General features: G+C 69.4%; 22 protein-coding genes. 10 read left to right on the forward strand and 12 right to left on the reverse strand.

Annotated features, from left to right (window positions below; all coding sequences use genetic code 11):
• Positions 1-151 precede the first annotated feature (151 nt).
• From ACFVMC_RS15970 to ACFVMC_RS16000, 7 genes are read left to right on the forward strand one after another with little or no spacing between them, the layout of a single operon-like run.
• Entirely contained in the window at positions 152-2,902 is a 2,751-nt protein-coding gene (locus tag ACFVMC_RS15970; protein WP_379210854.1) for a phosphoenolpyruvate synthase, read from the forward strand.
• Entirely contained in the window at positions 2,892-4,595 is a 1,704-nt protein-coding gene (locus ACFVMC_RS15975) for a hypothetical protein (RefSeq protein WP_379210855.1), read from the forward strand. The genes ACFVMC_RS15970 and ACFVMC_RS15975 overlap by 11 nt, the downstream gene beginning before the upstream one ends.
• The gene (locus ACFVMC_RS15980) at positions 4,592-5,647 is read left to right on the forward strand and encodes an SDR family oxidoreductase (RefSeq protein ID WP_379210857.1); all 1,056 of its coding nucleotides are present in this window, start codon (positions 4,592-4,594) and stop codon (positions 5,645-5,647) included. The genes ACFVMC_RS15975 and ACFVMC_RS15980 overlap by 4 nt, the downstream gene beginning before the upstream one ends.
• Positions 5,644-6,546, forward strand: coding sequence for a nucleoside-diphosphate kinase (locus ACFVMC_RS15985; protein ID WP_379210859.1), 903 nt, complete (start codon positions 5,644-5,646; stop codon positions 6,544-6,546). Before ACFVMC_RS15980 ends, ACFVMC_RS15985 begins: the two co-directional genes overlap by 4 nt.
• Positions 6,543-7,517: a ScbA/BarX family gamma-butyrolactone biosynthesis protein gene (locus ACFVMC_RS15990; protein WP_379210861.1), complete on the forward strand. Its 975-nt coding sequence runs from the start codon at positions 6,543-6,545 to the stop codon at positions 7,515-7,517. Before ACFVMC_RS15985 ends, ACFVMC_RS15990 begins: the two co-directional genes overlap by 4 nt.
• A complete protein-coding gene (locus ACFVMC_RS15995; RefSeq protein WP_379210863.1) occupies positions 7,517-8,125 on the forward strand; it encodes a nitroreductase family protein in 609 nt (202 codons plus the stop codon). The genes ACFVMC_RS15990 and ACFVMC_RS15995 overlap by 1 nt, the downstream gene beginning before the upstream one ends.
• On the forward strand, positions 8,122-9,048 hold the full coding sequence (locus tag ACFVMC_RS16000; RefSeq protein WP_379210865.1) for a hypothetical protein: 927 nt from the start codon (positions 8,122-8,124) through the stop codon (positions 9,046-9,048). Before ACFVMC_RS15995 ends, ACFVMC_RS16000 begins: the two co-directional genes overlap by 4 nt.
• On the opposite strand, the gene ACFVMC_RS16005 is transcribed toward ACFVMC_RS16000, so the two are convergent.
• Positions 9,020-11,587: a cytochrome P450 gene (locus tag ACFVMC_RS16005; RefSeq protein WP_379210867.1), complete on the reverse strand. Its 2,568-nt coding sequence runs from the start codon at positions 11,585-11,587 to the stop codon at positions 9,020-9,022. The genes ACFVMC_RS16000 and ACFVMC_RS16005 overlap by 29 nt on opposite strands.
• Positions 11,588-11,669: 82 nt before the next feature.
• Between ACFVMC_RS16005 and ACFVMC_RS16010 the strand changes: the two genes are divergently transcribed.
• Both ACFVMC_RS16010 and ACFVMC_RS16015 read left to right on the forward strand, forming a co-directional pair.
• The gene (locus tag ACFVMC_RS16010; RefSeq protein WP_379210869.1) at positions 11,670-12,953 is read left to right on the forward strand and encodes a glycosyltransferase; all 1,284 of its coding nucleotides are present in this window, start codon (positions 11,670-11,672) and stop codon (positions 12,951-12,953) included.
• Positions 12,950-13,696, forward strand: coding sequence for an ABC transporter permease (locus ACFVMC_RS16015; protein WP_379210871.1), 747 nt, complete (start codon positions 12,950-12,952; stop codon positions 13,694-13,696). Before ACFVMC_RS16010 ends, ACFVMC_RS16015 begins: the two co-directional genes overlap by 4 nt.
• On the opposite strand, the gene ACFVMC_RS16020 is transcribed toward ACFVMC_RS16015, so the two are convergent.
• The 9 genes from ACFVMC_RS16020 to ACFVMC_RS16060 all read right to left on the reverse strand — a co-directional run bounded on the left by ACFVMC_RS16020 (position 13,693) and on the right by ACFVMC_RS16060 (position 23,493).
• Complete coding sequence (locus ACFVMC_RS16020) at positions 13,693-14,454, reverse strand: MerR family transcriptional regulator (RefSeq protein ID WP_379210873.1); 762 nt, start codon at positions 14,452-14,454, stop codon at positions 13,693-13,695. The genes ACFVMC_RS16015 and ACFVMC_RS16020 overlap by 4 nt on opposite strands.
• Positions 14,455-14,556: 102 nt before the next feature.
• A complete protein-coding gene (locus ACFVMC_RS16025; protein WP_379210875.1) occupies positions 14,557-16,047 on the reverse strand; it encodes a flavin-containing monooxygenase in 1,491 nt (496 codons plus the stop codon).
• The gene (locus ACFVMC_RS16030; RefSeq protein WP_379210877.1) at positions 16,044-16,958 is read right to left on the reverse strand and encodes a ferritin-like domain-containing protein; all 915 of its coding nucleotides are present in this window, start codon (positions 16,956-16,958) and stop codon (positions 16,044-16,046) included. The genes ACFVMC_RS16025 and ACFVMC_RS16030 overlap by 4 nt, the downstream gene beginning before the upstream one ends.
• A gap of 93 nt (positions 16,959-17,051) precedes the next feature.
• Positions 17,052-17,963, reverse strand: a complete 912-nt coding sequence (locus ACFVMC_RS16035) for an SDR family NAD(P)-dependent oxidoreductase (protein WP_379210878.1) — start codon at positions 17,961-17,963, stop codon at positions 17,052-17,054.
• Positions 17,964-18,929, reverse strand: a complete 966-nt coding sequence (locus tag ACFVMC_RS16040; RefSeq protein WP_379210880.1) for an alpha/beta hydrolase — start codon at positions 18,927-18,929, stop codon at positions 17,964-17,966.
• 150 nt (positions 18,930-19,079) lie between these two features.
• The gene (locus ACFVMC_RS16045) at positions 19,080-20,030 is read right to left on the reverse strand and encodes a D-isomer specific 2-hydroxyacid dehydrogenase family protein (RefSeq protein WP_379210882.1); all 951 of its coding nucleotides are present in this window, start codon (positions 20,028-20,030) and stop codon (positions 19,080-19,082) included.
• Positions 20,031-20,088: 58 nt separating this feature from the next.
• Entirely contained in the window at positions 20,089-21,051 is a 963-nt protein-coding gene (gene ligD / locus ACFVMC_RS16050) for a non-homologous end-joining DNA ligase (RefSeq protein WP_379210884.1), read from the reverse strand.
• Positions 21,052-21,105: 54 nt separating this feature from the next.
• Positions 21,106-21,285 (reverse strand): hypothetical protein, encoded by a 180-nt coding sequence (locus tag ACFVMC_RS16055; RefSeq protein ID WP_379210886.1) that lies wholly within the window; start codon positions 21,283-21,285, stop codon positions 21,106-21,108.
• A gap of 84 nt (positions 21,286-21,369) precedes the next feature.
• Positions 21,370-23,493, reverse strand: coding sequence for a RecQ family ATP-dependent DNA helicase (locus ACFVMC_RS16060; protein WP_379211527.1), 2,124 nt, complete (start codon positions 23,491-23,493; stop codon positions 21,370-21,372).
• Between the two features lie 477 nt (positions 23,494-23,970).
• Here ACFVMC_RS16060 and ACFVMC_RS16065 point away from each other — a divergent pair, with 477 nt between their 5' ends.
• Positions 23,971-24,453: a hypothetical protein gene (locus tag ACFVMC_RS16065; protein WP_379210888.1), complete on the forward strand. Its 483-nt coding sequence runs from the start codon at positions 23,971-23,973 to the stop codon at positions 24,451-24,453.
• A gap of 37 nt (positions 24,454-24,490) precedes the next feature.
• On the opposite strand, the gene ACFVMC_RS16070 is transcribed toward ACFVMC_RS16065, so the two are convergent.
• Together ACFVMC_RS16070 and ACFVMC_RS16075 are read right to left on the reverse strand one after the other, a co-directional pair.
• Positions 24,491-24,979, reverse strand: coding sequence for a hypothetical protein (locus tag ACFVMC_RS16070; protein WP_379210890.1), 489 nt, complete (start codon positions 24,977-24,979; stop codon positions 24,491-24,493).
• A 225-nt stretch (positions 24,980-25,204) separates the two neighbouring features.
• On the reverse strand, positions 25,205-26,428 hold the full coding sequence (locus ACFVMC_RS16075) for an RtcB family protein (RefSeq protein ID WP_379210891.1): 1,224 nt from the start codon (positions 26,426-26,428) through the stop codon (positions 25,205-25,207).
• Positions 26,429-26,476 lie beyond the last annotated feature (48 nt).

The following is a 26,476-nucleotide window of genomic DNA, read 5'->3' on the forward strand; positions in this document are numbered from 1 at the left end:
CAGCATAACGGGTGTCCGTCCCGACCTCGCGCGCTAACGTCGCGGACGATTATCGGATATACCAAAACACAACCCCTCGGTATCGCTCGGCTGGGTCGTGAGCTGTGTCGTCGCTTCGGTCGAGTGCCCTACTCCGCCCCGGTTCGGGGTGATGGGAGACGCTGTGCAGGTACTGGGCCCATGGACCGACCAGGCGACGATCACCGCGCTGGCGGGCGGCAAGGCACGCGGACTGCACAGTGTGCACAACGGTGGCTTCCGGGTGCCGGAATGGGTGGTGTTCGGCACCGATGTCTTCGAGTGTTTCGCCGAGGAGGCGGGGCTGGCGGCGGCCGTGGCCGAGTTCGCGGCGCTCGACGATCTGGACCGGGCGCTGGCGGCGGGCGCGGCGCTGCGGGCCCAGGTGGGAGCGGCCGAGCTGTCCGCGGGGATGCGCGCGCTGATCGGCGGCGGGTACGAGCGACTCGGGGCCGGTGCGGTGGCGGTGCGGTCCTCGGTGTCGGCCGAGGACGGCGCGCAGCACTCCTACGCGGGGCAGTTCGACTCGTACCTGAACGTCAACGGGGTGGCGGCGGTGCTGGAGCGGGTGCGCGACTGCTGGGCCTCGGCGTTCTCGGACCGGTCCATCCGCTACAGCTTCGCCCAGGGCCAGCCCCGGGCGGGCGGTACGGCCGTGGTGGTGCAGCGGCTGGTGGCGGCCCGGGCCAGTGGCGTGGTGTGCACCGCGAACCCGATCACCGGCGCGCCGGACGAGGTCGTGGTGAGCGCGGTGTACGGGCTCGGCGAGGGGCTGGTCTCGGGCGCGGTGGACGCCGATTCGGTGATCGTGCGGAAATCGACGGGCGCGGTGCTCGAGACCATCGTCGGCGACAAGGACCGCCGGTATGCGCCCGCTCCCGAACAGGGCTGTCAGGTGCGTGCGGTGGATCCCGAGGAGCGCGAGCGCCCAGTGCTCACCGCGGCGGAGCTGGCCGAGCTCACCACCTTGGCCCGCCGACTCGAAAGTGACCGCGGCACACCGCAGGACATCGAGTGGGCGATCGACGACACCGGTATCTGGGTGCTGCAATCGCGGCCGATCACCACCGCGGTGCGCGGCGGTGTGGACGCCCGCTGGGCCGCCGCCGTCATCCAGGGGGCGGGGGAGACCGTGCCCGCGGGTGAGCTGCGAATCTGGGACAACGCCAACATCATCGAGAGTTTCAGCGGCATCACCTCGCCGTTGACCTACAGCACCGCCGCCGAGATCTACGGTCGGGTGTACGACGGGTACGCGCGGTCACTGCGGGTGCGCGGCCGGCAGCTGCGGCAGACGCGGGCGTGGACTCCGGTGCTGCTCGGCAGTTTTCACGGCCGTGTGTATTACAACCTGCTGCACTGGTATCGGATGGTCGGCATCGCGCCGGGGTATCCGTTGAACCGCAAGGTGCTCGAGGCGGCGCTGGGTGTGGATGAGCCGCTCGCCGACGATATCGCCACCACCTTGCGCCCCTTCACGTTCCGTACGCGGCTCGGCCGAGTCTGGGCGCGGACCGCGACCACGGTGGTGTACCTGCGGCGGCTGTTCGGCATCGATGCCATGGTCGAGCGGTTCCTGAGCGAGTTCTACCGGGTCTACGACGAGTACGACGCGCTGGACTACACCGGAATGTCCGGTCCGCAGGCCTATCGCGCCTATCGGGAGGTCGATCGGGATCTGGTCGAGCGCTGGGGCCCGCTGATGGTGCTCGACGCGATCCTGTTGACCTGCACCGGATTGCTGTTCGGGCTGACCAAGCTGTTGCTGCCGAAAGCGCCGGACTGGCTGGCGCTGACGGTGGTGGGCCCGGGCGCCGATATCGAGTCGGCCGAGCCGGCCCGCGCGATGACCGCCCTGGCCGAGCGGGTCGGCACCGACCCGGTGCTGACCGAACTCGTCGAGTCGACTCCGCCGCAACAGGTCTACGACCGGCTCGGCGACCATCCGGAATTCCGGGCGGCGGTGCGGGACTATCTGGACCGATACGGTTACCGCAGTCTCGACGAGCTGAAGCTGGAAACGCCGGATCTGCGCGAGGATCCGGCGAGCCTGTTCATCATGGTGCGCAGCACCCTCGCCTCGCTGCGGCAGCACGGGCGACCGGACGCGGGCACCGACCGGCGCGCGGAGGCCGAGCACTATCTCGACACCCATCTGCGCGGCATCCGACGGCGCATCTACGAACGGTTGCGCGCCAAGGTATCCCGTTGCGCCGCGCATCGTGAGCGGGTGCGGTTCTGTCGCACCAGGGCGTTCGGTGTGGTGAAGCGGATGATCCGGACGATGGGCCGTGATCTGGTCGCCCGCGACGTGCTCGACGAGTTCGGCGACGTGTTCTACCTGACCGTCCAGGAGCTGCGCGGCTGTTACGAGGGCGCCGACCCGGCCGGGTTGCGCAATCTGGTCACCGCTCGAAAAGCGCAGCGCGCCAAGGACAGCGAGCTGGTGGCACCCGCTCGCTTCGTGACCATCGGGTCCGGTTTCGGCCGGGCGGAGCTGGCCGGGCAGGGCTGGGTGCCGGTCACCGAGATCCCGTCCGCCACACCCGGCACGGTGCTGGCGGGCACGCCGTCGGCCGCCGGGAGCGCCACCGGCGCCGCGGTGCTGGTGGACGAGCCGCGCGATATCGCGGGCGGCATCCTGATCGCCTATCGCACCGATCCGGGCTGGGTGGCCGCGCTGCCGTCGGCGTCGGCGCTGGTGATCGAGCGCGGCAGCCCGCTCACCCATGTCGCGATCGTCGCGCGGGAACTGGGGGTGCCGACTGTCGTGCAGGTCAAGGATGTGACGAAGAAGGTGCGCACGGGCATGCGGGTGCGGGTCGACGGTTCGGCCGGCACCGTGACCGTGCTGTCCGAGGAGGAGACGACCGATGCGTCCTGACAACGCGGCCCCGGAGTGGGCGCGCAAACTGCTGGAGCGGACCCTGGACGTCGTCGCGGTACCGGAGGATTCGGCGATCCTGCTGGAGGGTTCGCTGGCCGAGGGGTTCGGCAATGCCGGATCGGATGTGGATTTCCTGGTGGTCGTGCCGGGCGATGGTGATATGCCGACGCTGCCCGCTGTGCTGTTCGTCGACGGGCGGCGGGTGGAGGTGCGCACTCGCTCGGTGGGTCAGCTGCGCGATCAGCTGCGGCGTCTGACCGCTGATCTCGACGAGGATCTGCTCAACCGGTGCCAGCGCTTCCTTCGTGCGCTCGAGATCCGGTCCGGTGCGGTCGATCTCGATGAACTGCGGGCCCTCGTGCCGTACCCGCGCTTCGCGGCGAGCCTGGCCGGGTGGTGGACCGTTCGCGCCACCCACGCGCTGCGCTACGCGGTCGCGCTCCGCGCGCTGGGCGCGGATGCGGAGGCCACCGGGTGGGCGCGCGACGGGTTGCTCCAGGCGATCAAGGGATGGGCGGCAGGACGCGGCGAGACCTATCTGGAGACGAAATGGCTCCCGCACCAACTGGATCGGATGGCCGACGATCCGCTGATCGCGGCCTGTCGCGCACTGTCGGACCTCGATGTCTGGTCCCCGCCCGACCGGACCCCGCCCGCCGAGGACGCGCCGGGAGGCGAGAGTTCGGTGTGGGAGCGGGTGTGGGAGCTGGCCGCCGCGCTCGGCGTCGACGACATCACCCACGATTCGGATCAGGTGCTGTTCGCCCGCGTACCCGGTGTCACCACCTGGCCCCTCGGGGAGCGGGTGCATGTATTGCGCGACGACCGTGAGGTGTTCGTTCTGTCCGCCCGTGCCGCCCGCGCCTGGCGCTCGGTGGTGTTCGGCCGGTCGGTCCGCGCCGTGCTGGCGGCCGCCGACGCTGATATCCGGGTCGAGCTTGCCGCCTTCGTGCGGTTGGGCCTGGTCGGATTGCGTTGGCGCGGAGCCGGTTCGATCGAACCGGCGCTGGCAATGTGCAAGCCGCTGCGGCCCTACACCCCGGTGCCGGGCGGCCTGACGCCCGCGCTGGGACTCACCGGCGCGGCGCTGGACGACGAGATCGCCACGCTGTGCCCGCTGCCCGCGCAGCGGTTCATCGCCTGCGGAATGAACGTGGTGTGGTCGAATATCGTGCTGGAGAACGCTCGCGAGGATCTGGCGGGCGCGGTGGCCGACGGCCAGGGCGCGGTCGCCGATCTCGCCGCGCATCGCCTGATTGCCATGACTGTGCGAATCCTGCTGTCCACCTATGGTATTCATCCACTGCCTGCCGATGTCGCGCCGCTGGAGACGCTGCGGCGGGTGCTGCCCTCGGATACGCTGCGCCGAGCCGATCTGCTCGCCGCGCTGGAATCGGCGCAGCGGGTGCGCTTCTCGCGGATACTGCGTGACGGCGTCGAGCCGGAGCCGGTGCTGGCGGTACTCGACGACTTCGCCGGGCTGGTCCGCTGGGTCGCCGGTGGCGGATCGGCCGGCGGATTCCCGTCCTCCTTCGATTCCCGAGAACAGTGGAGCCGCACCTTGGCCATCAGCTACGAATGGCTGCGCCTGGCCGCCTATCTGGACGCCGAGCTGCCGCTCGACGAAGCCCGCGATCTGTTGACCACCGGTGGCCGGCAGCCGCACCTACGGTCGGGAGGAACCGCATGAGCCTGCGTGAGACGGCGCTGGTGACCGGCGCCAGCGGATTGGTCGGGGCCGAGGTGGTGGCCCGGCTGGCGGCCGCCGGGCGGCCGATCACCGCACTGCTGCACAAGGATTCGAGTATCACCCGTAATGACGGCACGGTGCTGGAGCCGGGCGTCGCGGTCTCCGGCGATATCCGGCTGCCCGGGTTCGGGCTGCTCGAGCGGGACGCGACGGAGCTGGCCGAGCGGGTGGGCATCATCGTGCACAGCGCGGCGACCACGTCGTTCAATGCCGCCCCCGCGGACTACGAGGAACTGAACGTGCGCGGCACCGCGCACGCCATCGAGCTGGCCCGCGACTGGGATGTGCCGCTGGTGTACATCAGTACCGCGTATGTATGCGGCACGCGCGGTGGCGTCGTCGGCGAGGACGAACTGGATGTCGGCCAGAGTTTCGCCAACGGCTACGAGGAGAGCAAGTTCCGGGCCGAGCAGCTGGTGCGCGCGTCGGAGGTGGACTGGGTGGTGGTGCGACCGGGCATCGTCACCGGCGCGTCCGGCACCGGCGTCATCCGGGACTACAAGAATCTGTACTCGGTGGTCAAACACATTGTCCAGGGCCGCCTTCGGACGCTGCCCGGCCGCTACGACGCCACCCTGGCGCTGGCACCCATCGATCATGTCGCCGACGTGATCGCCGCGGCCGCACTGGATTTCGACTCGGCGGCGGGCCGCACCCTGCACGCGCTCGGCCGGGACGCGCTCTCGCTGCGCGAGATCTCCGACGTGCTTGCCGAGTACCCGTCCTTCGCGGTGGCCACCTTCGTGCCCGACACCGCCTTCGACGAAAGCGCACTCGCGGAGACCGAGCGCACCGCCTATCGCCGGGTGGGCTCGCGCTACACCAGCTACTTCCAGCGCAAGCTGACCTTCGACACCACCCGGGCCGATATCCTGCTCGGCCGCCCGTCGCCGCCGACCGGCAAGGAGTATCTGCGCGTGCTGCTCGATTACTGCCTGGAATCCGGCTACCTGGGCGCGCTGCCCGGCGAGGTCGAGGGGGCCGCCCGGTGACCGCGGCCGGCGATACGCTACTGGGCGCGCTGACTCCGTCGGCGGCCAAAGCCGAGGTCTACGCCGCCGACACCTATGTGCAGGAGTCGGTGGACCAGCTCCGCGATCTCGGCATCGATCCGGCCGCGTTCGCGCGCGATCATTCCCTGCTGCTGCTCAAACCGGACGCAGTGGTCGCCCGCGCGGTCGAACCGACCCTGGAATGGCTGGCGCACAACGATTTCGAGGTGGTGGCCGCGCACCGCTGCGCCGTGAACCGGCACCTGGTACGCGCGATCTGGTACTTCGCCTGGAATATCGCCTCGGCCGAACGGCGGCGGCTGGCCGACCTGCTGGTCGGTATCTCCGACGCCCTGGTGCTGGTGGTGCGGGGCGAGGCGGATGCGCTACCGGTCTCGGTGCGGCTCACCGCGGCCAAGGGGCCCACGGATCCGCGTAAACGACAGCCCGGCGAATTGCGATATCTGCTCGGACAGCACAACTTCCTGTTGAACCTGGTGCATTCGCCGGACGATCCGGCCGATGTGCTGCGCGAGTTCGCGATCTTCTTCGACGAGGCCACCCGCAGGCGGGTATGTACCGACGCCACCGACGGCGCGGCGCGGGCCCGCGAACTCGCGCGGGAGCTCTACGCGGTGACACCCGCGCGGAGTTTCGAGCGTGCGGCGGCGGTGGCGCGCTTGCGGCGCGACCTCGGCGCGGCGAATGTGCCGGTCGCGCCGGAACTGTCCGACGCCGGCTGCGCGCGGCTGCTCTACGACGCGTGGGCCGCCGGGCACGAGCTCGACCCCTGGTCGGTGCTGGTGCTCGGCTCCTATGTCCTTCCGATGCGGACCGGCAGCGGGCCGCAGACACTACCGCCGGTGACGGCGAAAACCTGGATGGAGGGCCGATCATGACCCAGACCTCGGCGGTGGCGGCATCACATCTGCGTACCGTGTCCCGGGTGCTCGCGCATCGGTGCGCGGTGTCGGAGGTGTTCGTGACCTCGCTGGACCGGATCGGGCCGGAGGAATTCCTGGTCGGCGCGCAGCTACCCCGGATGCACGCCTACTACGGCGATCACGCGAGCGCGCTCGGGCTGCGCCATGATCCGCTGGTGGTGATGGAGGCGGCCCGGCAGGCGTCGATCGCGGTGACCCACGAGTTCTTCGGCGTGCCGCCGGAGATGGCGTTCATCGTGCGGACTTTCAACGGCACCGGCAGCGACACCGCCGTGTGGGAAACCGGTACCGCGCCGGCCGATCTCGTCATGACCGTCCGAGTTTCGGGGCGGCATCTGCACCAGGGCGTGCCGCACGGTCTGGACCTGGTTCTCGACATCGCCTGCGCCGGCGCGCCCATGATGACGGTGGACGGCTCCTTCTCCTGGACCACGCCGCAGCGCTGGGAGGCCATGCGCGCCGGTTTCCGGAACAGCCTGGGGCTCGGTGAGTTCCAGGGGCCGGGCCCGGTGGCCGAACGCGCGCCCGCGGACGTGGTGGGCCGGGAGAATCCGCGCAATGTGGTGATCGGCCCGCCGTGCCACGCCGGGCGCATCGCCCGGGCCGGCCTGGTCGCCGATCTCGCGCACCCGTTCCTGTTCGACCACCAGCTCGATCACGTGCCCGGCAGTCTGCTGATCGAGGCCGCACGTCAGACCGCACTCACCCTGCTGCCCGATCTACCCCGATTGGTCAGCGTCGCAAGTGGTTTCGAGCGTTTCGTGGAGCTGGACCGGCCGGCCGAGTGTGTCGCCGAGATCGTCGAGTCCGAGGTCGATCCGCTGGTGGTGCGGTGCTCGCTCGAGCAGGCCGGGGCGGTCGCGGCCCGGGTCGATCTGGAGTTCGGCACCGACCCGGTGCTCACCGATCCGGACGGGAAGCCGTGATGGAGACCGAGTTGCTGACCACCACCCGGGCCTTCCGGCGGCGCCTGGACCTGACGCGTCCGGTCGAGCGGCAGGAACTGCTGGACTGCCTGGATATCGCCGTGCACGCGCCGAGCGGGACGAATCGACAGCCGTGGCGGTTTCTGGTGCTCACGGATCCGTCGGTCAAGCAGGCGGTCGCCGAGTACTACCGAAAAGGGTTCGCCGCCAACCTCTCCGGTCGTACACCCCGCCCGGACCAGCTGCGTGATCTGGACTCTGGCCGATACCTGGCCGAGCATCTGCCCGAGGTGCCCGCGCTGGTGCTGGTCTGTGTGCCGGGCCGCCCGCCCGAATCGCCGGTGCGGCTGGCCAGTTTCTACGGTTCGGTCTATCCGATGGTCTGGAATCTGCTGCTGGCCTTGCACTCTCGTGGTCTGGGCGCGACGCTGACCACCGCGCATCTGGCCTTCGAACGGGAGGTCGCGGGCCTGCTCGGTATCCCGTTCGACGAGGTCACCCAGGTCGCGTTGCTGCCGGTGGCGCATCTGCGGCCCGGCGCACCGGCCCCGGGCCCGCGCATCGCGGCGGCCGAGGTCACCCGGTGGAACCGCTGGGACGGCGCGTGACCGAAACCGGCACCGCGCCAGGACTGTTCGTCTCGATCGCCCGCCTGGCCCGGTTCACCAGGGTGATGTACAAGCCGCACTACCTGGTGTACGCGATCATCTGGGTGCTGGCGCTGGAGGGCATGGCCGCGGCGGTCGCGCCACCGGAGTCGCCGTGGCGGCCGAGCGGCGCGACGGTCGTCCGGATCGTGGTGGTCGCCATCGCCCTGCTGTATCTGCGCATGCTCGACGAACAGAAGGATCTCGATTACGACCGGGTCCACAATCCGGACCGGCCGCTGGTCACGGGTGCGGTTTCGGCAGCCGAATTACGCTGGGCCATGGGGGTTCTCGGTGCAGTGTCGATCGCGCTGAGCCTGGCCCTGTCGGTGCGCTCCGCGCTCACGATCGCCGCCGTGCTCGGTTACGGGCTGGCGCTGTGGGCGATGGAGCGAGGTTCGGAGCGGATGCGTACCGGGATCCTGCTCAATCTCGCCATCACCTACCCGATCCAGTTGCTGGTGATCGCCTACGTCTTGCTCTCCGCCATCGATACCGGCGATATCGAGCCCAGCGGGCGCGCGACGGCGGTGGCTCTGGTCTCCACCGGTGTCTTCCTGAGCTTCGAGGTCGTTCGCAAGACCGCGCGCGAAGACCGGCCCGGGGAGCTGCTCTATTCGCAGCCGCTGGGCCCGGCGGGCAGCGCCGTCGTCGCCCTGCTGCTGGCGATCGGCGCGGTCACGGCCTATCTGCTCCTGCTGCGGCCCGCATTGGCGGCCCCGGTGCCACTGGAATGGATTCCGGTGGCGCTCTTGGTGATTCCGGTCGGGGCCACCTGGCGGTTCCTGCGCGGCCGGGACATCGAGCACCCGGTGCTCCCGGCGGTCGCCTTCACCCTGCTGTGCTATCTGAGCTTCATCGCCCTCGCACTCTGGTCAGGGTGACCGGCAGCCGATCCGGCGCGGGCACGAAGTCACGCGTCGTGGCCCGCACCGGATGCTCGGGATCGGGTACCGGCTGCCAGTTGGCGAACAGCGCCGTGGTGGCCAGGGTGATGGCCATGAGCGCGAAGGTGTTGCCGGGGCAGTGCCGGGCCCCGACACCGAAGGGAAGCACGGCCTTCTTGTCGATCTCACCGACGCGGCCCGGGAACCAGCGGTCGGGATCGAAGGTTTCCGGCGCCGGATAGAAGTGCTCGCTGTGGTGGATCAGATAGGGGCTGTAGACGATGGTCGCGCCGTCGGGCAATGTGGTCCCGCCGAGCCGGACCGGGCCGTCGGCGGTTTGAGTGCTCACCCACGGCGCCCAGTAGCGCAGCGTCTCCAGGATGACCAGCCGCAGGTACGGCAGCGACGCTACCTGGTCGGGGCGCACCTGGCCGTGCTCGACGAAATCGTCGAGCTCCCTGCGTAATTCGGCCTCCACCGGCGGATTGGTCAGCACCTCGTGCCAGACCCAGGCCAGAATCGACGCGGTGGAGCCGACGCCGGCGGCCAGCATGAGCAGCAGTTCGTCGACGATCTCGGCGTCGCTGAGCCGCGCCCCGCTATCCGGGTCTACGTGGCGGACCAGCGCCGAGGCCACATCCGGGAATTCCCGGTCGGTGCGCCGATATTCGGCGACGACCGCCCCGATCTCGGCGCGCAGCGCAGCGGCCTTGGCGGAGAACTTGCGATTGGCCAGGAAACGTAGCCGCCGCACCGGCGCGGGCAGTGCGGCCCGGACGATCACCTGCTTCAGCAGCCAGCGAATATGGCGGCGCACCTCCTGTTCGGCCGGACCGCTGAAGTCCGCGGTGAACAGAGTGGCGGAGACGATGTCGAGCACGAGCTCGTTCGCTTCCTCGACCAGATCCACCGGACGGCCGACGGGCAGCCCGCCGGCCCATTTGTTCACCAGATCGGCCGCGATGACGGCGTACTCGTTGATCCGGCGCTGGCGCAGCGCGGGCGCGATCATGCGCCGGCGCACGGCGTGCGGTTCGCCGCTGAGCACGTTGGACGCGCCGCGAATCACCTCCCGCATGGTTTCGGCCAGCTCGTCGCGGTGGAACGTGCCCGCCTCGCCGAGACCGACGGCGCGGACCAGGTCCGGGGTAGTCAGCACGTAGGCGGGGCGCGGGCCGAGATAGACGCGCACGATCGGGCCCAGGGCGGTCAGGGATTTCACGAAGCCGAGGGCATCACGCAGCACGATCACGCTGTGGCCGAGCAGGGGAAGACGGTGCGGTGCGGTCGGAATAGGCTGGGACACAGGCCGAATCGATTCAGTCGTCGGAGCGAGCAGTTCCTGGTACAGCGCGAGCAGATCTCCGGTCAGTCGCGACTGCCGCGCGCCGTCACGATGATCGGCGAGGATCTCGCGCATCGCGGTGAGTTTCGCGGGGTCCGCGGCCAGTGCGCGCAGGGCGGCGGCCAGAGCGGGCACCGAGGCGTCGGCGGCGCGGACGCCGCCGCCGTCCGGCACGGTCTCCGACAGTTCCGGATCGCAGTACACCACCGGCAGCGCCATCGCGATCGCCTCGAGCAATGCCATTCCCTGCGTGTCGAAACCGCTGGAGGGGAACAGCAGCACGTCGTGCTCGGCCATCCGGGCCAGGCATTCGGCCTGGGTGACCCCGCCGTGCAACCGAATTCGCCCGCCCGTCCCGGCCGACTCGATGCGCGACCGCGCCACCGCCGCCAGATCGCCGGTGCCGTAGATGTCGAGCGTGCAGTTCTCGACCCGGCCGACCGCCTCGATCGCCTCGAGCAGGCGTTTCTCCGGAGACAGACGGGCACACCACAGCACCCGCAGTGGACCTCCGGCCGGCGCTCGCGAGTCGCCGTCCGCGCGTGCGGCGTCGAGCAGCTCGTCCGCGATGCCGTTGGACAGCACCGTGACCGGACGCTCGAACCCGTGCTCGCGCACCAGTTCCGCGAAATGCCCGGACGGCACGATCACCCGATCCACCGCCCGGGCCTGTCCGATCATGGTGTGCCAGGCATGCCGGGCGGCCCGCGTCTCCGTGACGCGGGGCAAGGCGGTTCCGTGCGGCACCAGCCCCGCGTGCACGCCGCGCAACAGCAGCGCCGAGACGTAGGGCACCGGCGATGTGTGCTGGATGAAGACGTCGTCGCGACTGTGGATCGTCTGCACCACCGGCAGGCCGTGGCGGCGCGCGGCGCGCAGCCCGGCGATCGCGACGCCGTAGGTGGTGTGCAGGTGCACCACATCGATCGGCCCCCGTGCGGCGAACTCCGTGTCGATCATCCGGTTGGTGGCCGGAGTCGGCCCCACGACGGCGAATCCGTTGACGCGCAGACCCGCTAGGGCCGAAAGAACCACCAGATCGGCGTCCGGTTCGGTAGATTCCGGCGTGGGCGCGGCGAACACGGTGACCCGATGCCCGAGCCGTTCCAACCCCCGTCGCTGGGCACGCATGGAGGACTGGATCCCCCCGATCGTCGCGGGATGGAAATCGCTGAACAGTGCGATGTGCACGGGTTCACCGTACGGACCCCGGAGGGTTCATGAGTCACGATTTGCACAGCCGGTACAAGATCGAACGGATACGGGGACGATCATGAGAATCGCGATCCCGCTGACCGGCACCCGGGGCGACGTCCAACCGGCCGTCGCGCTCGGGCTGGAACTGCGCCGCCGCGGCCACGATGTCTTCGTCGGCGCGCCCCCCAACCTGGTCGACTTCGTCACCCGGGCGGGGCTGCCCGCGGCCCCGTGCGGCCCCGACGTGCAGCAGCTCTACTCCTCGGACGAGGGGCAGCGCGCGCTCGCCGCGGGCAGCAGCTTCCGGCTCATGCAGCTGGTCGGCAAGCAGATGGCCGGATACGCCGCGCGGATGAACCGTGAGGTGATCGACGTGTGCGTGGGGGCCGATCTGATCGTGTCCACCATGCTCACCGAGGATCGGGCGGCGTCGGTGGCCGAGGCCATGGAGGTGCCGATGGTCTCGCTGCACGGCTTCCCGTCGCGGATGAACGGCGCCTACCCGTTTCCCGGGGTGCTGCCGCCGACCGCGCGTCCACCGGCCGCGGTCAACAGGGCGACCTGGCTGCTGGCCGAGAACCTGCGGCGGGTGGTCTTCCTGAAGTACCTCAATCAGCTGCGCCGCGAGCTCGGCCTGCGCGGATCGCTGACCAGCCCCGCGGAGATGCTGGCTCGGCGCGCGGTGCCGGAGGTGCAGATCTACGATCCGGCGCTGGTGCCGGGCCTGGCGCAGGAGTGGGATGCCCGCCGCCCGCTGGTCGGTTTCCTGCCGCTGGAGCGGTTCACCCGGGAGGCGATCGGTGAACTCGCCGCCGATCACGGTGATCTCATCGCCTGGATCGGCGCGGGCGAGCCGCCGGTGTACTTCGGGTTCGGCAGCATGCCGATCCGGGACACCCATGCCGTGCTGTCGATCGTCGAGGACGTGTGCGCGCGGGTCGGCCGCCGTGGCCTGGTCAGCGCGGGCTGGAGCGATCTCGCCGTCGCCGACGCCGAGACCGGGCCGAATATCAAGGTCACCGGCCCGGTCGCGCACGACATCGTCTTCCCGCTGTGTGTGGCGGCCGTGCATCACGGCGGGATCGGCACCACCTTCGAGAGCCTGCGGGCCGCGCTGCCGACGGTGGTGTGCTCGGTGTCGTTCGACCAGCCCATGTGGGGCGGGCAGGTGGTGCGGCTCGGGGTCGGCGCGCACCTGCCGTTCCAGCAGCTCGATCGCGAGCACCTGGCCTCGGCGCTGCGCACGGCGCTCGGCGAGGAGACCAGGCAGCGCGCCAAAATGCTGGCCGCGCAGCTCCATTCGCACTCCGACGCCACGGCGCGCACCGCCGACATCGTCGAATCGACCGCTACCGGGTGAGCGCCGCGGCGGTTTCCGACTGCTGGGTCATGGTGCGGCGCAGCGCCCGCCGCACCATCCGGAGCCGCGACACCCTGGTGATCTCGCTGCTGCTGCCGATCCTGATCATGCTGCTGTTCGTGTACGTGTTCGGTGGGGCGATCGAGGTCGAGGGACCCTACCTGGACTACGTGCTGCCGGGGATCATGCTGCTGTGCACCGGTTTCGGTGCGTCGATCACCGCGACGGCGGTCGCCGCCGACATGAGTTCCGGTGCGGTGCAACGGTTCCGGACGCTGCCGATGTTCCGGCAGGCGCTGCTGGCCGGGCACGCGGGGGAGGGGGTGCTGCGCAATCTGGCCGCGGTGGCGATCGTGCTGATCCTGGCCCTGGTGCTCGGATTCCGGCCGCGCGCAGGTATATCGGGCTGGCTGACCGCCACAGCGATCGTGGTGCTGTTCGTCGTCGCGGTCACCTGGATCGCCGTCGCGCTCGGGCTGCTGGCCCGCAGTCCCGAGGCGGCCGGGGGATTCACCTACGCGATCATGTTCATTCCGTATCTGAGCAGCGCCTTCGTGCCGACCAGCACCATGCCGGGCTGGCTGCGCGGCTTCGCCGACCATCAGCCCGCCACGGCGGTGGTCGAGGGCCTGCGCGGGCAACTCGACGGTGCGGGCGGCGGCGTCGTCGCGGCCGGGTGCTGGTGTCTCGGGCTGGCGCTGCTCGGATACGTGACGGCCGCGCTGCGCTACGAGAGCCGCTAGCCGCCGTCGCCGGGGCGGCTCGGGGTGCGTTCGGCGGCGGTGGCCAGGTAGTCGCCGAGCTCCCGGCGCAGCGTCACATCCAGCGAGCGTGCCAGCGTGCTGTGCACCGAGGCCACCGCGAGCTCTCGCATCTTGTTGAGCATCGCTGTGGTGCCGGCGATTTCGGTGCTGGTATCGGGCAGCCAGCCCGCGCCGTGCTCGTCCACGATGTGCTGTTTGGCGGCGGTGATCATGGTGTGGGTGATGTCGTCGATCCGGTCGGCGACCTTGGCGTAGATCTCGATGAGCGTGCGCAGCTCGATGCCGTACTCGTGCAGTTCGGCGAACGAGGCCAGCAACTGGGTGTCGGTGAAGATCACCGTATCGCCGTCCAGGCGAACCAGTTTCATCTCGCGCAGCCGCTCGACGAGTTCGTCGGTCTCGGCGCCGAGAATGGTCTCGATCAGTTCGCGGGAGACCTCGAAGGTCTCGTCGGTCCCCCACGGCGCGGTGACGGCGCGTTGCAGGCCGAGCACCTCGGTGATGTCCTTGCCGGTCTCCCAGCTGGTGATGAAATCGGCGATGTGCGCGGTGGTGAAACCGCGCTGCAACAGGGCATCGATCAGGCGCAGGCGATCGAGGTGCAGGTCACCGTAGAGGCTGGCCCGGCCGTCCTTGCCGATCGGCGGGGGCAGCAGACCGCGCTCCTGATAGGCGCGCACATTGCGGGTGGTGGTGCCCGCGGCGCGAGCGAGGTCATCGATCCGGTATTCCGTCATCGCCCACACCTCCCGCGCCTGCTCCCGATTCTCGACCGCCCGAGTCTAGCGGCCCGCCGAGCCCGTCTTGGGCCGCCGCGCACGGCGACCCGCGACGGTGGCTCACGACACCGCGGCCACCGTCGAGGCGGCGCCCACGGCGGGCGCCAGCTCGTAGTCGTCCAGTTTCAGCGTGCGCAGCTGGTTGACGTACTGGGTCGCGAAACCCGGGTACATGGTGGCGTTGAAACCGTCCTCGGTCAGATACCAGCTGTGGCAGCCGGAATTCCAGGTGGTGGCGGTGAGCCGCCGCTGGATGGCCGCGTTGTAGCGGTCCTGCCGGTCCCGCCGCACGTCGAACAGGCGCAGGTTCCGGTCCAGGATGGTCTTGACGGCGTCCGACAGATAGTCCAGCTGCGCCTCCATGTACACCAGTGCCGAATTGTGGCCGGGGCCGGAATTCGGGCCGAAGGTGAAGAACAGATTCGGATACCCCGACACCGTGACGCTCTTGTACGCGTAGGCGCCGCGGGACCACTCCTCGCCCAGCACCCGGCCCTCGCGCCCGACCACCGGAATCGGCGTGCCGGCCTTGGACACGTCGAAACCGGTCGCGAACACGATGCAATCCGCCTGGTGCTCGATGCCCTCGGCGGTCCGGATGCCGTGCTCGGCGATCCGGGCGATCGGCCAGGTGATCAGCTTGCAGTTGTCGCGCTGCAACGCCGGGTAGTAATCGTCGGTCATCAGCAGCCGCTTGCAGCCCGCCCGGAAATCCGGGGTGAGCTGGCGGCGCAGCCACGGATCCTTGACCTGCCGGCGCAGCTGGGCCTTGCCGACCAGTTCCACCACCCGGGTCAGCGGGGTATTCCAGACGACGCCGAGGGCCACCGACTCGTGCCCGTAGAACCAGGCCTGCCGTGCCAGTGACTCCGTCGCCGGCACCTGCCGGTAGAGCTGTTTGAGCAGCGGATGGGTCCGCCGGTTGATCCGCGGCAGCACCCAGCCGGGCGTACGCTGGAAGACCTTGACCGACGCGGCGGTCCGCACCAGCTCCGGAATGATCTGCACCGCACTGGCTCCGGTACCCACCACCGCGACCCGCTTGCCGGTGAAGTCGTAGTCGTGGTCCCAGCGGGCGCTGTGGATCTTGTGACCCCGGAAGTCCTCGATACCGCGGATGGCCGGGAAGCTGACATTGGCCAGCGGCCCCGACGCCAGCACGACCGCGCGGGCCCGGATCGGCTCACGCCCGTCGACGGTGATCGTCCACTGCCCCGCCGGTTCGTCGAACTCGATACCGGTCACGGTGTGCCCGAAGCGGATTCGCTCGTGCAGCCGGTATTCGCTGGCCATCGAGTCGATGTAGCCGAGGATCTCGCGACTGCCCGAGTAGGTGTGCGACCAGTCCGGATTCGGCGCGAAACTGTAGGAGTACAACCGCGACGGAATATCGCAGGCCGCCCCGGGATAGGTGTTGTCGCGCCAGGTGCCGCCGATCCGGGTGCCCCGCTCGAGCAGTGTGAAATCGTGGATTCCCTTTTGCCGCAACCGGATCGCCGCGCCGATACCCGCGAACCCGGCGCCGATGATCGCGACGTCGACGGTGTTCATGCCGCGGGCTCGTAGGTGATTTCCTGCGACCACGTCGGGTCCTTTCGCAACAGCGCGCGGGGAACCCGTGCGGTGATCTTCACCAGCGCGTCGGCCAGCAGGTGATACGGGTGGTTCCGGTCGATCACCCAGTTGCTGTGCATCTTCACGATCTGATACATCGGCAGGCGGCGCGCGAATTCGCTGCGCTCACCGACATTGCGGTACCGCTTGAACGCCGCGTACAGCTTGTCCTCGTCGACACCCATCGCGACGATGTTGTCGCGCATCTTGTTCAGCAGCGGCACATAGCTGAGCACGCCGATCAGGAAGGTGGGCTTGATCCAGCCGCCGACCAGTTCGATCATCAGCTTGCGCATCTCCGCGTGGCCGAGCACATCCATGACGGCGAAATCGACGGCCAGATGCCGAGATTCGTCGGCATTGATGCGTTTGAAGACCTCCTGGCAGACCGGGTCCTCGATCTCGTCCATGACGAATTTGACCAGCGCGCCGTCCAGCGCCACCTCGAGCATCGGGATCACGGTGCCCAGGAACGACAGGGACATGTCGTCGGCGTACTGGTCCAGGAAGTCGATCACCAGCTTGACGTTGATGTTCGGCTGCGGGATCTCGTCACCGTCGAGCATGCCCCAGCGCCGCATCAGCGCCAGCTCGGCATTGGCGTGCTTCTGCTCCTCGGCGTGGAAGTAGCGGTAGATCTCGCGCAATGTCTCGGTCGGGGCCTTCTTGGCCATGGCGGCGAAACCGCGCGCGCCCACATTCTCGATCCACATCAGATCGGCCATGAACGGCGCGAGTTTGGCGTGCAGCTCCGGTGAGATCGTTTCCGCGCCGGGGGCATCCCAGTCGATATCGGCCAGCGCCCACTGCCGGTCCTTGATCTTGCGGAGCATATCGTCGAAGTCCATAGCTTCCTCCGGGTGTGAGCTCAGCGCCCGGAGGCGGTAGCGGAGCGTAACCATGTAGGGCGTAGTGAACGCCGGAAATCGGATACAGCCATGTCAGACTCCTGTTCTATCGGTGACCGAGATCCGGTCGGGGGAAGGCGAAGCGTCCTGCGGCAGTAGGCGATCCAGCAGACCGAGGACGAAGGTGTACTGCGCGGGGAAATAGCGCTTGAGCCGCCACACCACCTGCGCGTCCAGTTGCGGCAGCACGTAGAGCTGGCCGCGGTCGTTGGCGTCGAGGGTGGCCTCGGCAACCTGATCGGGGGTGAAACCCGTGATCCGCATGAGGGTTTCGGCCAGTCGGGTGGCCTCGCCGGTGATCCGGCCGTCGCGGGCGACATTGGTCTTGACGAAGGTCGGGCACAGCACCGTCACGCCGACGCCGGTGCCGCCGAGTTCGGCGGCCATGGTCTCCGACAGCGACATCACCGCCGCCTTGGCGGTGTTGTAGGCCGCCATCGACGGCGCGGCGGCGAACCCGGCGGCCGAGGCGACATTGATGATGCCGCGCGGTCGCTCCCGGGAGGCGCGCAGCTGCGGGGTGAACACCTCGCAGCCGTGCACCACGCCGAACAGGTTGATGCCCAGCGCCCAGTTCCAATCCTCGAAACCGATGTCGCCCACATGTTTTCCGCCGATGCCGACCCCGGCGTTGTTGATCACCAGCGATGCCGGGCCGCCGAATATCGAGGCTGCGAACCGGGCCAGATTCTCCACGTCCACCCGCTGGGCGACGTCGCAGCGGAAGGCGTGGGCGGCGCCGCGGTACTCCCGCTCGATCAGGGCAACCGTCTCGTCGGCGCGCGCCTCGTCGATATCGGCGCAGATCACCTGGCCGCCGCGGCGGGCCAGCTCGAGGGCGAAGGCGCGGCCGATGCCGCTGCCCGCGCCGGTGACCACCGCCCGCGCCCCGTAGGAGCGGCGCGGTCGCACCGACACCGGGATCAGTTTCTCCAGTCCGAACATTCAGCTCACCTTCTCGACGGTGGAAATCTGTGCCGCGCACAGGAACTCGGCGGCGCGGGCCAGCGCCTGATCCGCTTCGGGCACCAGCGCGGGCAGCGCCTGGAAGACGTGCACCTGTCCCGGCCAGAGTTCGAGCCGCGCCTCGCCGCCGGCCGCGCGCACCATCGCGTGCAGCTCCCGGGCATCGGCGGCGAGCATCTCGGCGCCGCCGGCCTGTACCAGAATCGGCGGTAGCGCAGTACCTTTCGGGATGCGCAGGCGCAGTCGCGGTGCGTCGTCGGGCAGGCCCGCGGTGTACTGCCGCGGCAGCTCGCGAGCGGCGCGGGCGCTGATCAGGGGATCAGGGTGACTGCGCTCCCGCGTGGCGGCCAGGCCGAAGGTGAGATCGAGCAGCGGCGAGAACAGGGCGACCGCGGCCGGTTGCGGCCTGCGGTGCCGGTCGTTCTCGAGCAGCAGGTCCACGATGAGGTGCCCGCCCGCGGAATCACCGGCGAGCACCAGGTCGGCGGCCGCGTATCGGCTGCGCAGCCAGCGATAGCCCGCTTCGACGTCGTCGGCGGCGGCCGGGAACGGATGCTCCGGCGCCAGCCGGTAGTCGATGACGAAGACCGGCAGGCCGGTCTGCTTCGACAGGCGGGCCGCCAGGCTCCGATGGGTGCGCGCCGAGCACAACACATACCCACTGCCGTGTATGTAATACACGGCCCGGGACCCGAACGCGACCCCCGGCGCGCGCACCCAGTCGCCCCGGACCGCACCATCGCGGACCTTGGTGACGGTGGTGCCGGGCAGCGGCGGGCCGCCGACGGCCATCAGGGTGGCGACGAGCGTGCGGGCGAACCAGATACCAGGCGGGTTCATGGGAATGGCGCTGTGCACCGGCCGCAGGGTGAGCGCGGCGGCGGTGGCCGTGACGGCGGCGCGCAGGGAGGGCGCCGCCGGAATGGCGGGGACCGAGGTCCTCATTGACCTTGTCATACATTCAGAATCAGCCACAAATGTGCCATTTGTCAATGGCGGGTTCGGGCCTTGCTGCGCTCGGCGGTTCGCCCTGAGGTAAAGGGGCCAAGGTGTGTTGTGACTGAACCGGTCGGGGGGTGTTATGACCGCTGGTTGCTAGTAGCCGCGGGTGGGATCGATGGGGGCCAGGAGGTCCTGGTTCGCTACGAAGCGGGCTACGTTCGCGGCGACGTGGTCGGCGAATGCGGCCAGGCGCAGCTGGGGTGGGTTCGAATCGTGCGGTGTGACAATGGCGTTCGGCAGGGTCCAGAGCGGGTGGTCGTCGGGGAGCGGCTCCGGATCGGTGACGTCCAGGCCCGCGCCCGCGATGGCGCCCGTTGCCAGCGCCGCGACCAGGGCGTCGGTGTCGATCAGGCTGCCACGCGCGACATTGACGACCCAGGACGACGGCTTGAGCCGGGCCAGTTCGTCCGCGCCGAGCAGATGCCGGGTCGCGGCCGTGGCGGGCGCGGCGATCACCACGTGGTCGGTGCGCGACCAGACCTTGCCGAGCTGATCGGCGGGTACCGTCTCCACCGATTCCGGGATATCGGGCCCGGTCACCGGGGTGCCGGACCGATTGACCGCGATGACGTGCGCCCCGAGCGGCGTCAGCATGGGAATCAGCGCGCGGCCGATACCGCCCGCGCCGACAATGGTGACCGTCTTGCCGCGCAGGGTGCCGACATGCGGAAAGAAATCCTGCTGCCGCCAGCTCGTCGCCCGCAGCTGCTCGGGCAGGTAGCGCACGCCCGCGAGCAGCAGCATGAGCGTGTGCTCGGCCACGCTGTGCGCGAAAGCGCCTGCGGCGGAGGTGAATCGGACGCCGGGGAACCGGTCGATGACACCGGCCTCGAACCAGTCCTCGATACCGGCCGCGGGCAGCTGCACCCACTCGATGCTCGCGGGCAGCCGCTGCGGGAACTCCTGTGGGCCACCCGCCCAGATCAGGGCGCGGGCCTCGGCGAGATCGGCCACCGTGGCGCCGCCTTCGCCGATGGCCTTGATCAACAGGGTGGGATCGGGCCGGGCCGGGCCGACGGCGATCGGAACGACTGTCTCACTCATCCTCGCGGACCTCCCTGTGACGGCTCAGCACCACCTTAATGCGGCGGCCCGGGGGCGGTCAGGGCTGGTCCTCGGGCGGATCCGCGACGATCCGGTCCCGGTCGGCCCACGCCAGCAGCGGGGTGATGTCGAAGACCGCGTCATCGATCCCGGCATGCAGATCACCGAGCTTCGCGTAGCGGGGCGGGACGGTGCGCATGGTGAAATCGCGAGGATCGATATCGGGGATCTCGTCCCAGCGGACCGGCGTCGACACGGTCGCCTCCGGCACGCCGCGCACCGAGTAGGCGGCGGCGATGGTGTGGTCGCGGGCGTTCTGGTTGTAGTCGACGAACAGCAGCTTCGGATCGCGGTCCTTGCGCCACCAGGTGGTCGTCACGTCGTCGGGGGCACGGCGCTCCACCTCGTGCGCGAAGGCCAGGGCCGCACGGCGCACCTCGGTGAAACCCCACTCGGGCGGGATCCGCACGTACACGTGCAACCCATGTCCGCCTGAGGTTTTCGGCCAGCCGACCGCACCCAGGTCGTCGAGGACCTCGTGCACCACCCCCGCCACCCGCTGCACCCGCGACCACGGGCACTCCGGCATGGGATCCAGATCGATGCGCCACTCGTCGGGGCGCTCGGTATCGGCGCGCCGAGAATTCCACGGATGGAACTCCACCGTCGACATCTGCACCGCCCAGATGACATCGGCCAATTCGCTGACACACAACTCGTCGGCGGTGCGGCTGTAGCGCGGGAAGAACACGCGCACCGTCGGCACCCACGGCGGCGCGCCCGCGGGCAAGCGCTTCTGGTGCACCTTGGCCCCGGCCAAGCCCTTCGGGAACCGGTGCAGCATGCAGGGACGATCGCGCAGCGCGTTGACGATGCCGTCGCCCACGCTCAGGTAGTACTGCACCAGGTCGAGCTTCGTCGCGCCCGTCTCGGGGAAGTACACGCGGTCCGGATTGGTGATCCGCACCGTGCGATCCCCGACATCGAGCTCGATCGCGGGACTGCCGGACTTACTCGCCACCTGTCCGACGATAGCGGGCGCGCGGGCGCCACGCCGGTCACCGGACGGTGCGAATCAGGCCGCGTCACGCGCGCCGAATTCGTGCGCCCACGATCCGTCACACGAGCCGAACGGCAGTCCGTGCCACGCCCGCGGGCAGCCCGGATTCGGGCACCTGCTGTTGGCCGCCGAGTTCGCCGACTGCTCCCGATCCAGGCGAGCAGCCATCCATTCATCGAGTTTCTTCGGGTCCATCCCCTCTCAATTCCCGTTCCCGGCACCGGATTCTCGCGTCGTGCCCGATTGGTGACACCCCCAGCGCGGGATTGTTATCCGCGATCAGGTGACCGAAGCCAGCGCGAAGGGCAGCACCGCCGGCGCGCCCGCCGCCCGGAGCGCGTGCGCGGCCAGCGTCAGCGTCCAACCGGTGTCGGTCATGGCGTCCACCAACAGGATCGGGCCGTCGACGGTCGAGAGATCGGGAACCTCCCAGGAATCGTGCAGGGCGGCCACACGATGCGCCGAATTGGCCGCCGAGATCGGCGGACGACCGAGCCGAACCGGAAGCGTGCCGAAATCGCGGAGGCGGCCCACCTCGGCCAGCCGGGCGGCCAGGGTGGCGGTGAGCACGGGAAAGTCCGGATTCTCCATCGCCATGACCGTGGTGGGGCGGGTATCCCAGTTCCAGTCGCGCAGCACGGCGATGCAGGCGTCGAAGACATTGTCGGGAATCGGGTCGTCCGGGGCGTCGAGCAGTGCGCGCAGGCGCTGACCCCAGCCCAGATCGGTGAGTCGCCCCAGCGCGCGGCCGGTCTCGGCGCCCTGGGTGATCTTGCCGGACAGCGGGACTCCGAGTTTCGCCAGACCGGTCGGCCACTGTTTGCGCGGGGCCAGATCCAGACCCGGGCGGTCCAGGCGGGCGCGGGTGGCGGCCAGGTCGGCGGCGGCGACCGTGGTGTCGGGCCGGGTGCCGGTGCAGTTGTCGCAGCGGCCGCACGGCGCCGAATTGCCTTCCAGCGCAGCCAAACCGGGGTCGTCCAATTGGCGGCGCAGGAAATTCATGCGGCAGCCGCCGGTGGACTGGTAGTCGAGCATCGCCTGCTGCTCGACCTCGCGGGCCGCGGCCAGCCGCTCGTAGCGTTCGGCGTCGTAGGTCCAGTGCTGGCCGGTGGCCAGCCAGCCGCCGCGCACCCGCCGCACCGCGCCGTCGACATCGAGCACTTTCAACACCATTTCCAGGCGGGACCGATTCAATTCGACCAGCGGCTCCAGCGCGACGGTCGACATCGGACGCTCGAAATCCAAGGCCGCCAGGACCGCGCGGACGATGTGCTCACGTGGGAAGGCGACGGAGGCGAAGTAGCTCCAGATGCGGGTGTCCTCAGGGCCGGGCAGTAGAACCACCTCGGCGCGGTCGGTACCTCGGCCCGCACGGCCGACCTGCTGGTAGTAGGCGATGGGGGAGGAGGGCGCACCCACGTGCACGACGAAGCCCAGATCGGGTTTGTCGAAGCCCATCCCCAGCGCCGAGGTCGCGATCAGCGCCTTCACCTCGTTGTTCAGCAGCGCCTGCTCGAGCACCTCGCGTTCGGCGGGATCGGTCTGGCCGGTGTACGCGGCGACGGTGTGGCCGTGCGTGTTCAAGACATCGGCCAGGTCGTGCGCGGCGGCGACCGTGAGGGTGTAGACGATGCCGGAGCCTTTCAGCGCACCGAGATGGCCGCTGAGCCAGGCGGTGCGTTCCACTGCGTCGTCGAAGCGCACCACCGACAGGTGCAGGGACTCGCGGTCCAGGGTGCCGCGCAGCACCAGTGTCTCGGTGCCGATCTGGGTGGCGACGTCGGTGACGACGCGATCGTTGGCCGTCGCGGTGGTGGCGAGCACCGGGACCTCGGAGCCGAGATCGGCGATGAGCGTGCGGATGCGGCGGTAGTCGGGCCGGAAATCATGGCCCCAGTCCGAGACGCAATGCGCCTCGTCGATCACGACCAGGCCCGCGTCGGCGGCCAGTTTCGGCAGTACCTGGTCGCGGAAGTCGGGATTGTTCAAGCGTTCCGGGCTGACCAGCAGCACATCGATGGCGCCCGCCGCGACCCGCTGATGGATCTCGTCCCACTCGGTCATATTGCCCGAGTTGATGGTCGCCGCGACGACTCCGGCGCGTTCGGCGGCCGCCACCTGGTTGCGCATCAGCGCCAGCAGCGGCGAGACGATCACCGTCGGGCCGCGCCCGGCGCCGCGCAGCAGTTTGGCGGCGATGAAGTACACCGCCGACTTGCCCCAGCCCGTTCGCTGCACCACCAGCGCCCGGCGCCGGTGCACCACCAACGCCTCGATCGCCGTCCACTGATCCTCGCGCAACCGCGCGTCCGGTCCGGCCAGCTCACGCAGCAGCCATTCCGCCCGCTCCCGCAGATCGGGCGCGTGCAGGTCGATCGGTGAGGTGTCCCGGGCCGTGGTCATGGCGTCCATCGTGCCCCACGCCACCGACACCGCGGCACCTCGCAGGCCCGGATCCGGGCACTGAGCGGGCGAACTACGACCTGTTCAGGGGCCTGACAGCGACCGCAATACTGCGTCGCCAGTCGCCAGTCGCCAGTCGCCAGCACCGCGGCGAGACCGCGACGGGCGGTGTCCTCCCCGTCCGTCCGTGGGCCGTAGCCGAGGATGCCTGTGCTCGGCGGCTGTCGGCAACCGTGGATGTCCCGGCGGATGCCTGTGGGGTGAGTTTGCACAGGGCATTCGTTGGCATCACGTTGGTTTTCGGGGCTGCGCACGTGCAGTCGGGAGTGCGAAGTCGCGGGAGCGGCTGTGAAGTGAGTTGTGGTTGCGGGTGGTCCCGGGGGTGAGATCGTCCGGCTTCGGCAGTGAGGGGGCGGATCGGTCGGTGGGGAGTGACAATGGGGCGCAAGGGATTGCGGAGACTGTGGGAGGCGAGGAATGTCGGGTAAGTACCAGCCACCTGCGGGGTGGGCGCCGCCGGGCGCGGAATTTCAGAGCAGCGGTGGCTTTTCCCGCTTTCTGGTGGCGACACTGATCTGCCTGGTCGTCACGCCGGTCGGGATGGGGTTCGCCGCGCACGGCGCGGCCAGCACCCGACAGTGGGTGATCCTCGGCGATACGGCCGACCGCCTCGGCTCGACCATCCAGATCTTGGTCGGCGCGGCACTGCTGCTGCTGGTAGCGGGGCTGGCCGCCTACTCCCCGGCGGGCCCGATCCTCGCGGGCCTGGTCTGGGGGGTGGTACCGGGCGTCATCTACTTCATGTTCCCGGAGGACCTGTATCGGCTCATCACCGATATCCCCCTGCTCTCCGACGAAACCCTGCTGGCCATCCATGCCTGGGTCATCAACGGCTGCATCTTCCTGGCGGGGGTCCTGTTGGTCGGCGCGGGCGCCGCCGCGACATTCCGGCGCCGTTGACGCGGGAGGCGAACTCGAGCCGCCCACGCGATGGTCGTCAGGTCCGCCCCGCCCGCTCCTGCGCGTCGCGCAGGGCCGGCGCCGCCGCGGCCCACCGCGCCCGAACGACCCGGAACCCGGCGCGCTCCGCGTCCAGGCACACCAGTTCGTCGTCGTCGACCAGCACCCGGATCTCGCGTCGCCGGGCCAGCTGCCGCAGCACCTCGAGCTTCATCACACGCGCTGGCCTGCGATCACCGCTGCGGCGCATGAGGATTCGCGCTTCGGGCAGCTCGTGCACGGCCAGCCAGTGCGCCGTATCCGCGCGGCACCGCTCGGGCCGGCCGGTCAGGTACGTGATCGCGCACTCACGCTCGTGCTCTCGCAACAAAGCCAACCCCTCGGCCAGTACGGGATCCTTCGGGGCCGCCGCGAAGAACCGCGCCCAATCCCGTGGTGACCGTTCCAGGAACCGCTGCCGATGCGCGGTGTCGGCCAGCGTGTTGTCCAGGTCGAATACGGCCAGCGGCCGCCGATCTCGTCTCACTCGCTCCACCCTACGAGCGGTGGCCGCGCACCGGAGCAGCCCTTCACACACCCCACAACCGAAGTCGGCGAACCGGTGGTCGCTGGACGCGCAACGATCGGCGCGGCCTTGCCCGTTGCGCTGCCGCAACTCATTGCGCGGTCGACCTGATGAGCGTCTGGCCGCGCGCAACCTGATATGGCTGCGCGCCCGGCCCGGCCGACGCCCATCGGGTTCGCTTGTCGCTCAGCCCTTCACGCACAACACCTGGCGCAGGGTCGCGACCACATCCACCAGATCGTGCTGTGCCTCGATGACCTGATCGATGTCCTTGTACGCGGCGGGGATCTCGTCGACCACGCCCGCGTCCTTGCGGGATTCCACACCCTCGGTCTGGGCGATCAGGTCGGCGACCGTGAACTGGCGCTTGGCCGCGTTGCGGCTCATCCGCCGCCCCGCACCGTGCGAAGCGGACTGGAACGAGGCCGGATTTCCCTTGCCGCGCACCACATACGAGCGGGTGCCCATCGATCCGGGAATCAACGCCAAGTCACCCGCACCCGCGCGCACCGCGCCTTTACGAGTGACCAGCATCGGCACGCCGTCGATCTCCTCCTCGGCCACATAGTTGTGGTGGCAGGAAATCGGGTCGTCGAATCGCACAGCGCGCCCGGCGAATTCGTCGCGCACGGCCTGGCAGATCAGGGCGAGCATGACCGCGCGATTCCGGGCCGCGTACTCCTGCGCCCATTCCAGGTCGCGCCGGTAGGCGGCCATCTCCGGTGTCCCGGCAAGGAATACGGCCAGATCCCGGTCGGGCAGGTCCTGGTTGTGCCGCAATGTCCGGGCCACCGCCATATGGCGCTCGGCGAGTTCCTTGCCGATATTCCGGCTCCCGGAATGCAGCAGGATCCAGACGCGATCTTCGCTATCCAGACAAACTTCCCCGAAGTGATTACCGCTGCCTAGCGAACCCATCTGCTTGTGCGCCCGGGTTTCAAGGGCCTGCACCCCCGGATGCAGCGCACCGAAGGAATTCCAGAATCGACTCCACCCGGACTTGCGCAGTGCGACCTCGCCGTGGCTCGCGGAGTTCCGGGCCGCCAACCCGATCACATCGACCGGGTCCGCATGTGACTGGAACCCGACCGGTACCGCCGCTTCGATCCGCGACCGCAGCGAGCGCAGGTCATCAGGCAGATCAGCGGCCGTGAGATCGGTTTTGACGCTCTCCATTCCGCACCCGATATCGACACCGACCGCGGCCGGCGCGACCGCGTCCCGCATGGCGATGACCGAGCCGACAGTCGCCCCTTTGCCGAGATGCACGTCCGGCATCACACGGACGCCATGCACCCATTCCAGTTGCGCGATATTCCGCAGCTGTTGCAGCGCGGCCGGTTCGACCTCGTGCTCGTGGGCCCACATGAGCGTCTGCGCTCGCGTACCGCGCAGCTCGACGGGAAACATGTCTCGATCCTTTCGTTGGGACAACGAGATCAACGATAAGGATCGCCC

This window comes from Nocardia sp. NPDC127579, from assembly GCF_042672005.1.
Classification (GTDB): Bacteria; Actinomycetota; Actinomycetes; order Mycobacteriales; family Mycobacteriaceae; genus Nocardia.

Coding starts and splice junctions, on each gene's coding strand:
- ACFVMC_RS15970 (WP_379210854.1), top strand. CDS start 152: ATGGGAGACGCTGTGCAGGTACTGGGCCCATGGACCGACCAGGCGACG.
- ACFVMC_RS15975 (WP_379210855.1), top strand. CDS start 2,892: ATGCGTCCTGACAACGCGGCCCCGGAGTGGGCGCGCAAACTGCTGGAG.
- ACFVMC_RS15980 (WP_379210857.1), top strand. CDS start 4,592: ATGAGCCTGCGTGAGACGGCGCTGGTGACCGGCGCCAGCGGATTGGTC.
- ACFVMC_RS15990 (WP_379210861.1), top strand. CDS start 6,543: ATGACCCAGACCTCGGCGGTGGCGGCATCACATCTGCGTACCGTGTCC.
- ACFVMC_RS15995 (WP_379210863.1), top strand. CDS start 7,517: ATGGAGACCGAGTTGCTGACCACCACCCGGGCCTTCCGGCGGCGCCTG.
- ACFVMC_RS16010 (WP_379210869.1), top strand. CDS start 11,670: ATGAGAATCGCGATCCCGCTGACCGGCACCCGGGGCGACGTCCAACCG.
- ACFVMC_RS16020 (WP_379210873.1), bottom strand. CDS start 14,454: ATGACGGAATACCGGATCGATGACCTCGCTCGCGCCGCGGGCACCACC.
- ACFVMC_RS16025 (WP_379210875.1), bottom strand. CDS start 16,047: ATGAACACCGTCGACGTCGCGATCATCGGCGCCGGGTTCGCGGGTATC.
- ACFVMC_RS16030 (WP_379210877.1), bottom strand. CDS start 16,958: ATGGACTTCGACGATATGCTCCGCAAGATCAAGGACCGGCAGTGGGCG.
- ACFVMC_RS16035 (WP_379210878.1), bottom strand. CDS start 17,963: ATGTTCGGACTGGAGAAACTGATCCCGGTGTCGGTGCGACCGCGCCGC.
- ACFVMC_RS16040 (WP_379210880.1), bottom strand. CDS start 18,929: ATGAGGACCTCGGTCCCCGCCATTCCGGCGGCGCCCTCCCTGCGCGCC.
- ACFVMC_RS16045 (WP_379210882.1), bottom strand. CDS start 20,030: ATGAGTGAGACAGTCGTTCCGATCGCCGTCGGCCCGGCCCGGCCCGAT.
- ACFVMC_RS16055 (WP_379210886.1), bottom strand. CDS start 21,285: ATGGACCCGAAGAAACTCGATGAATGGATGGCTGCTCGCCTGGATCGG.
- ACFVMC_RS16060 (WP_379211527.1), bottom strand. CDS start 23,493: ATGACCACGGCCCGGGACACCTCACCGATCGACCTGCACGCGCCCGAT.
- ACFVMC_RS16065 (WP_379210888.1), top strand. CDS start 23,971: ATGTCGGGTAAGTACCAGCCACCTGCGGGGTGGGCGCCGCCGGGCGCG.
- ACFVMC_RS16075 (WP_379210891.1), bottom strand. CDS start 26,428: ATGTTTCCCGTCGAGCTGCGCGGTACGCGAGCGCAGACGCTCATGTGG.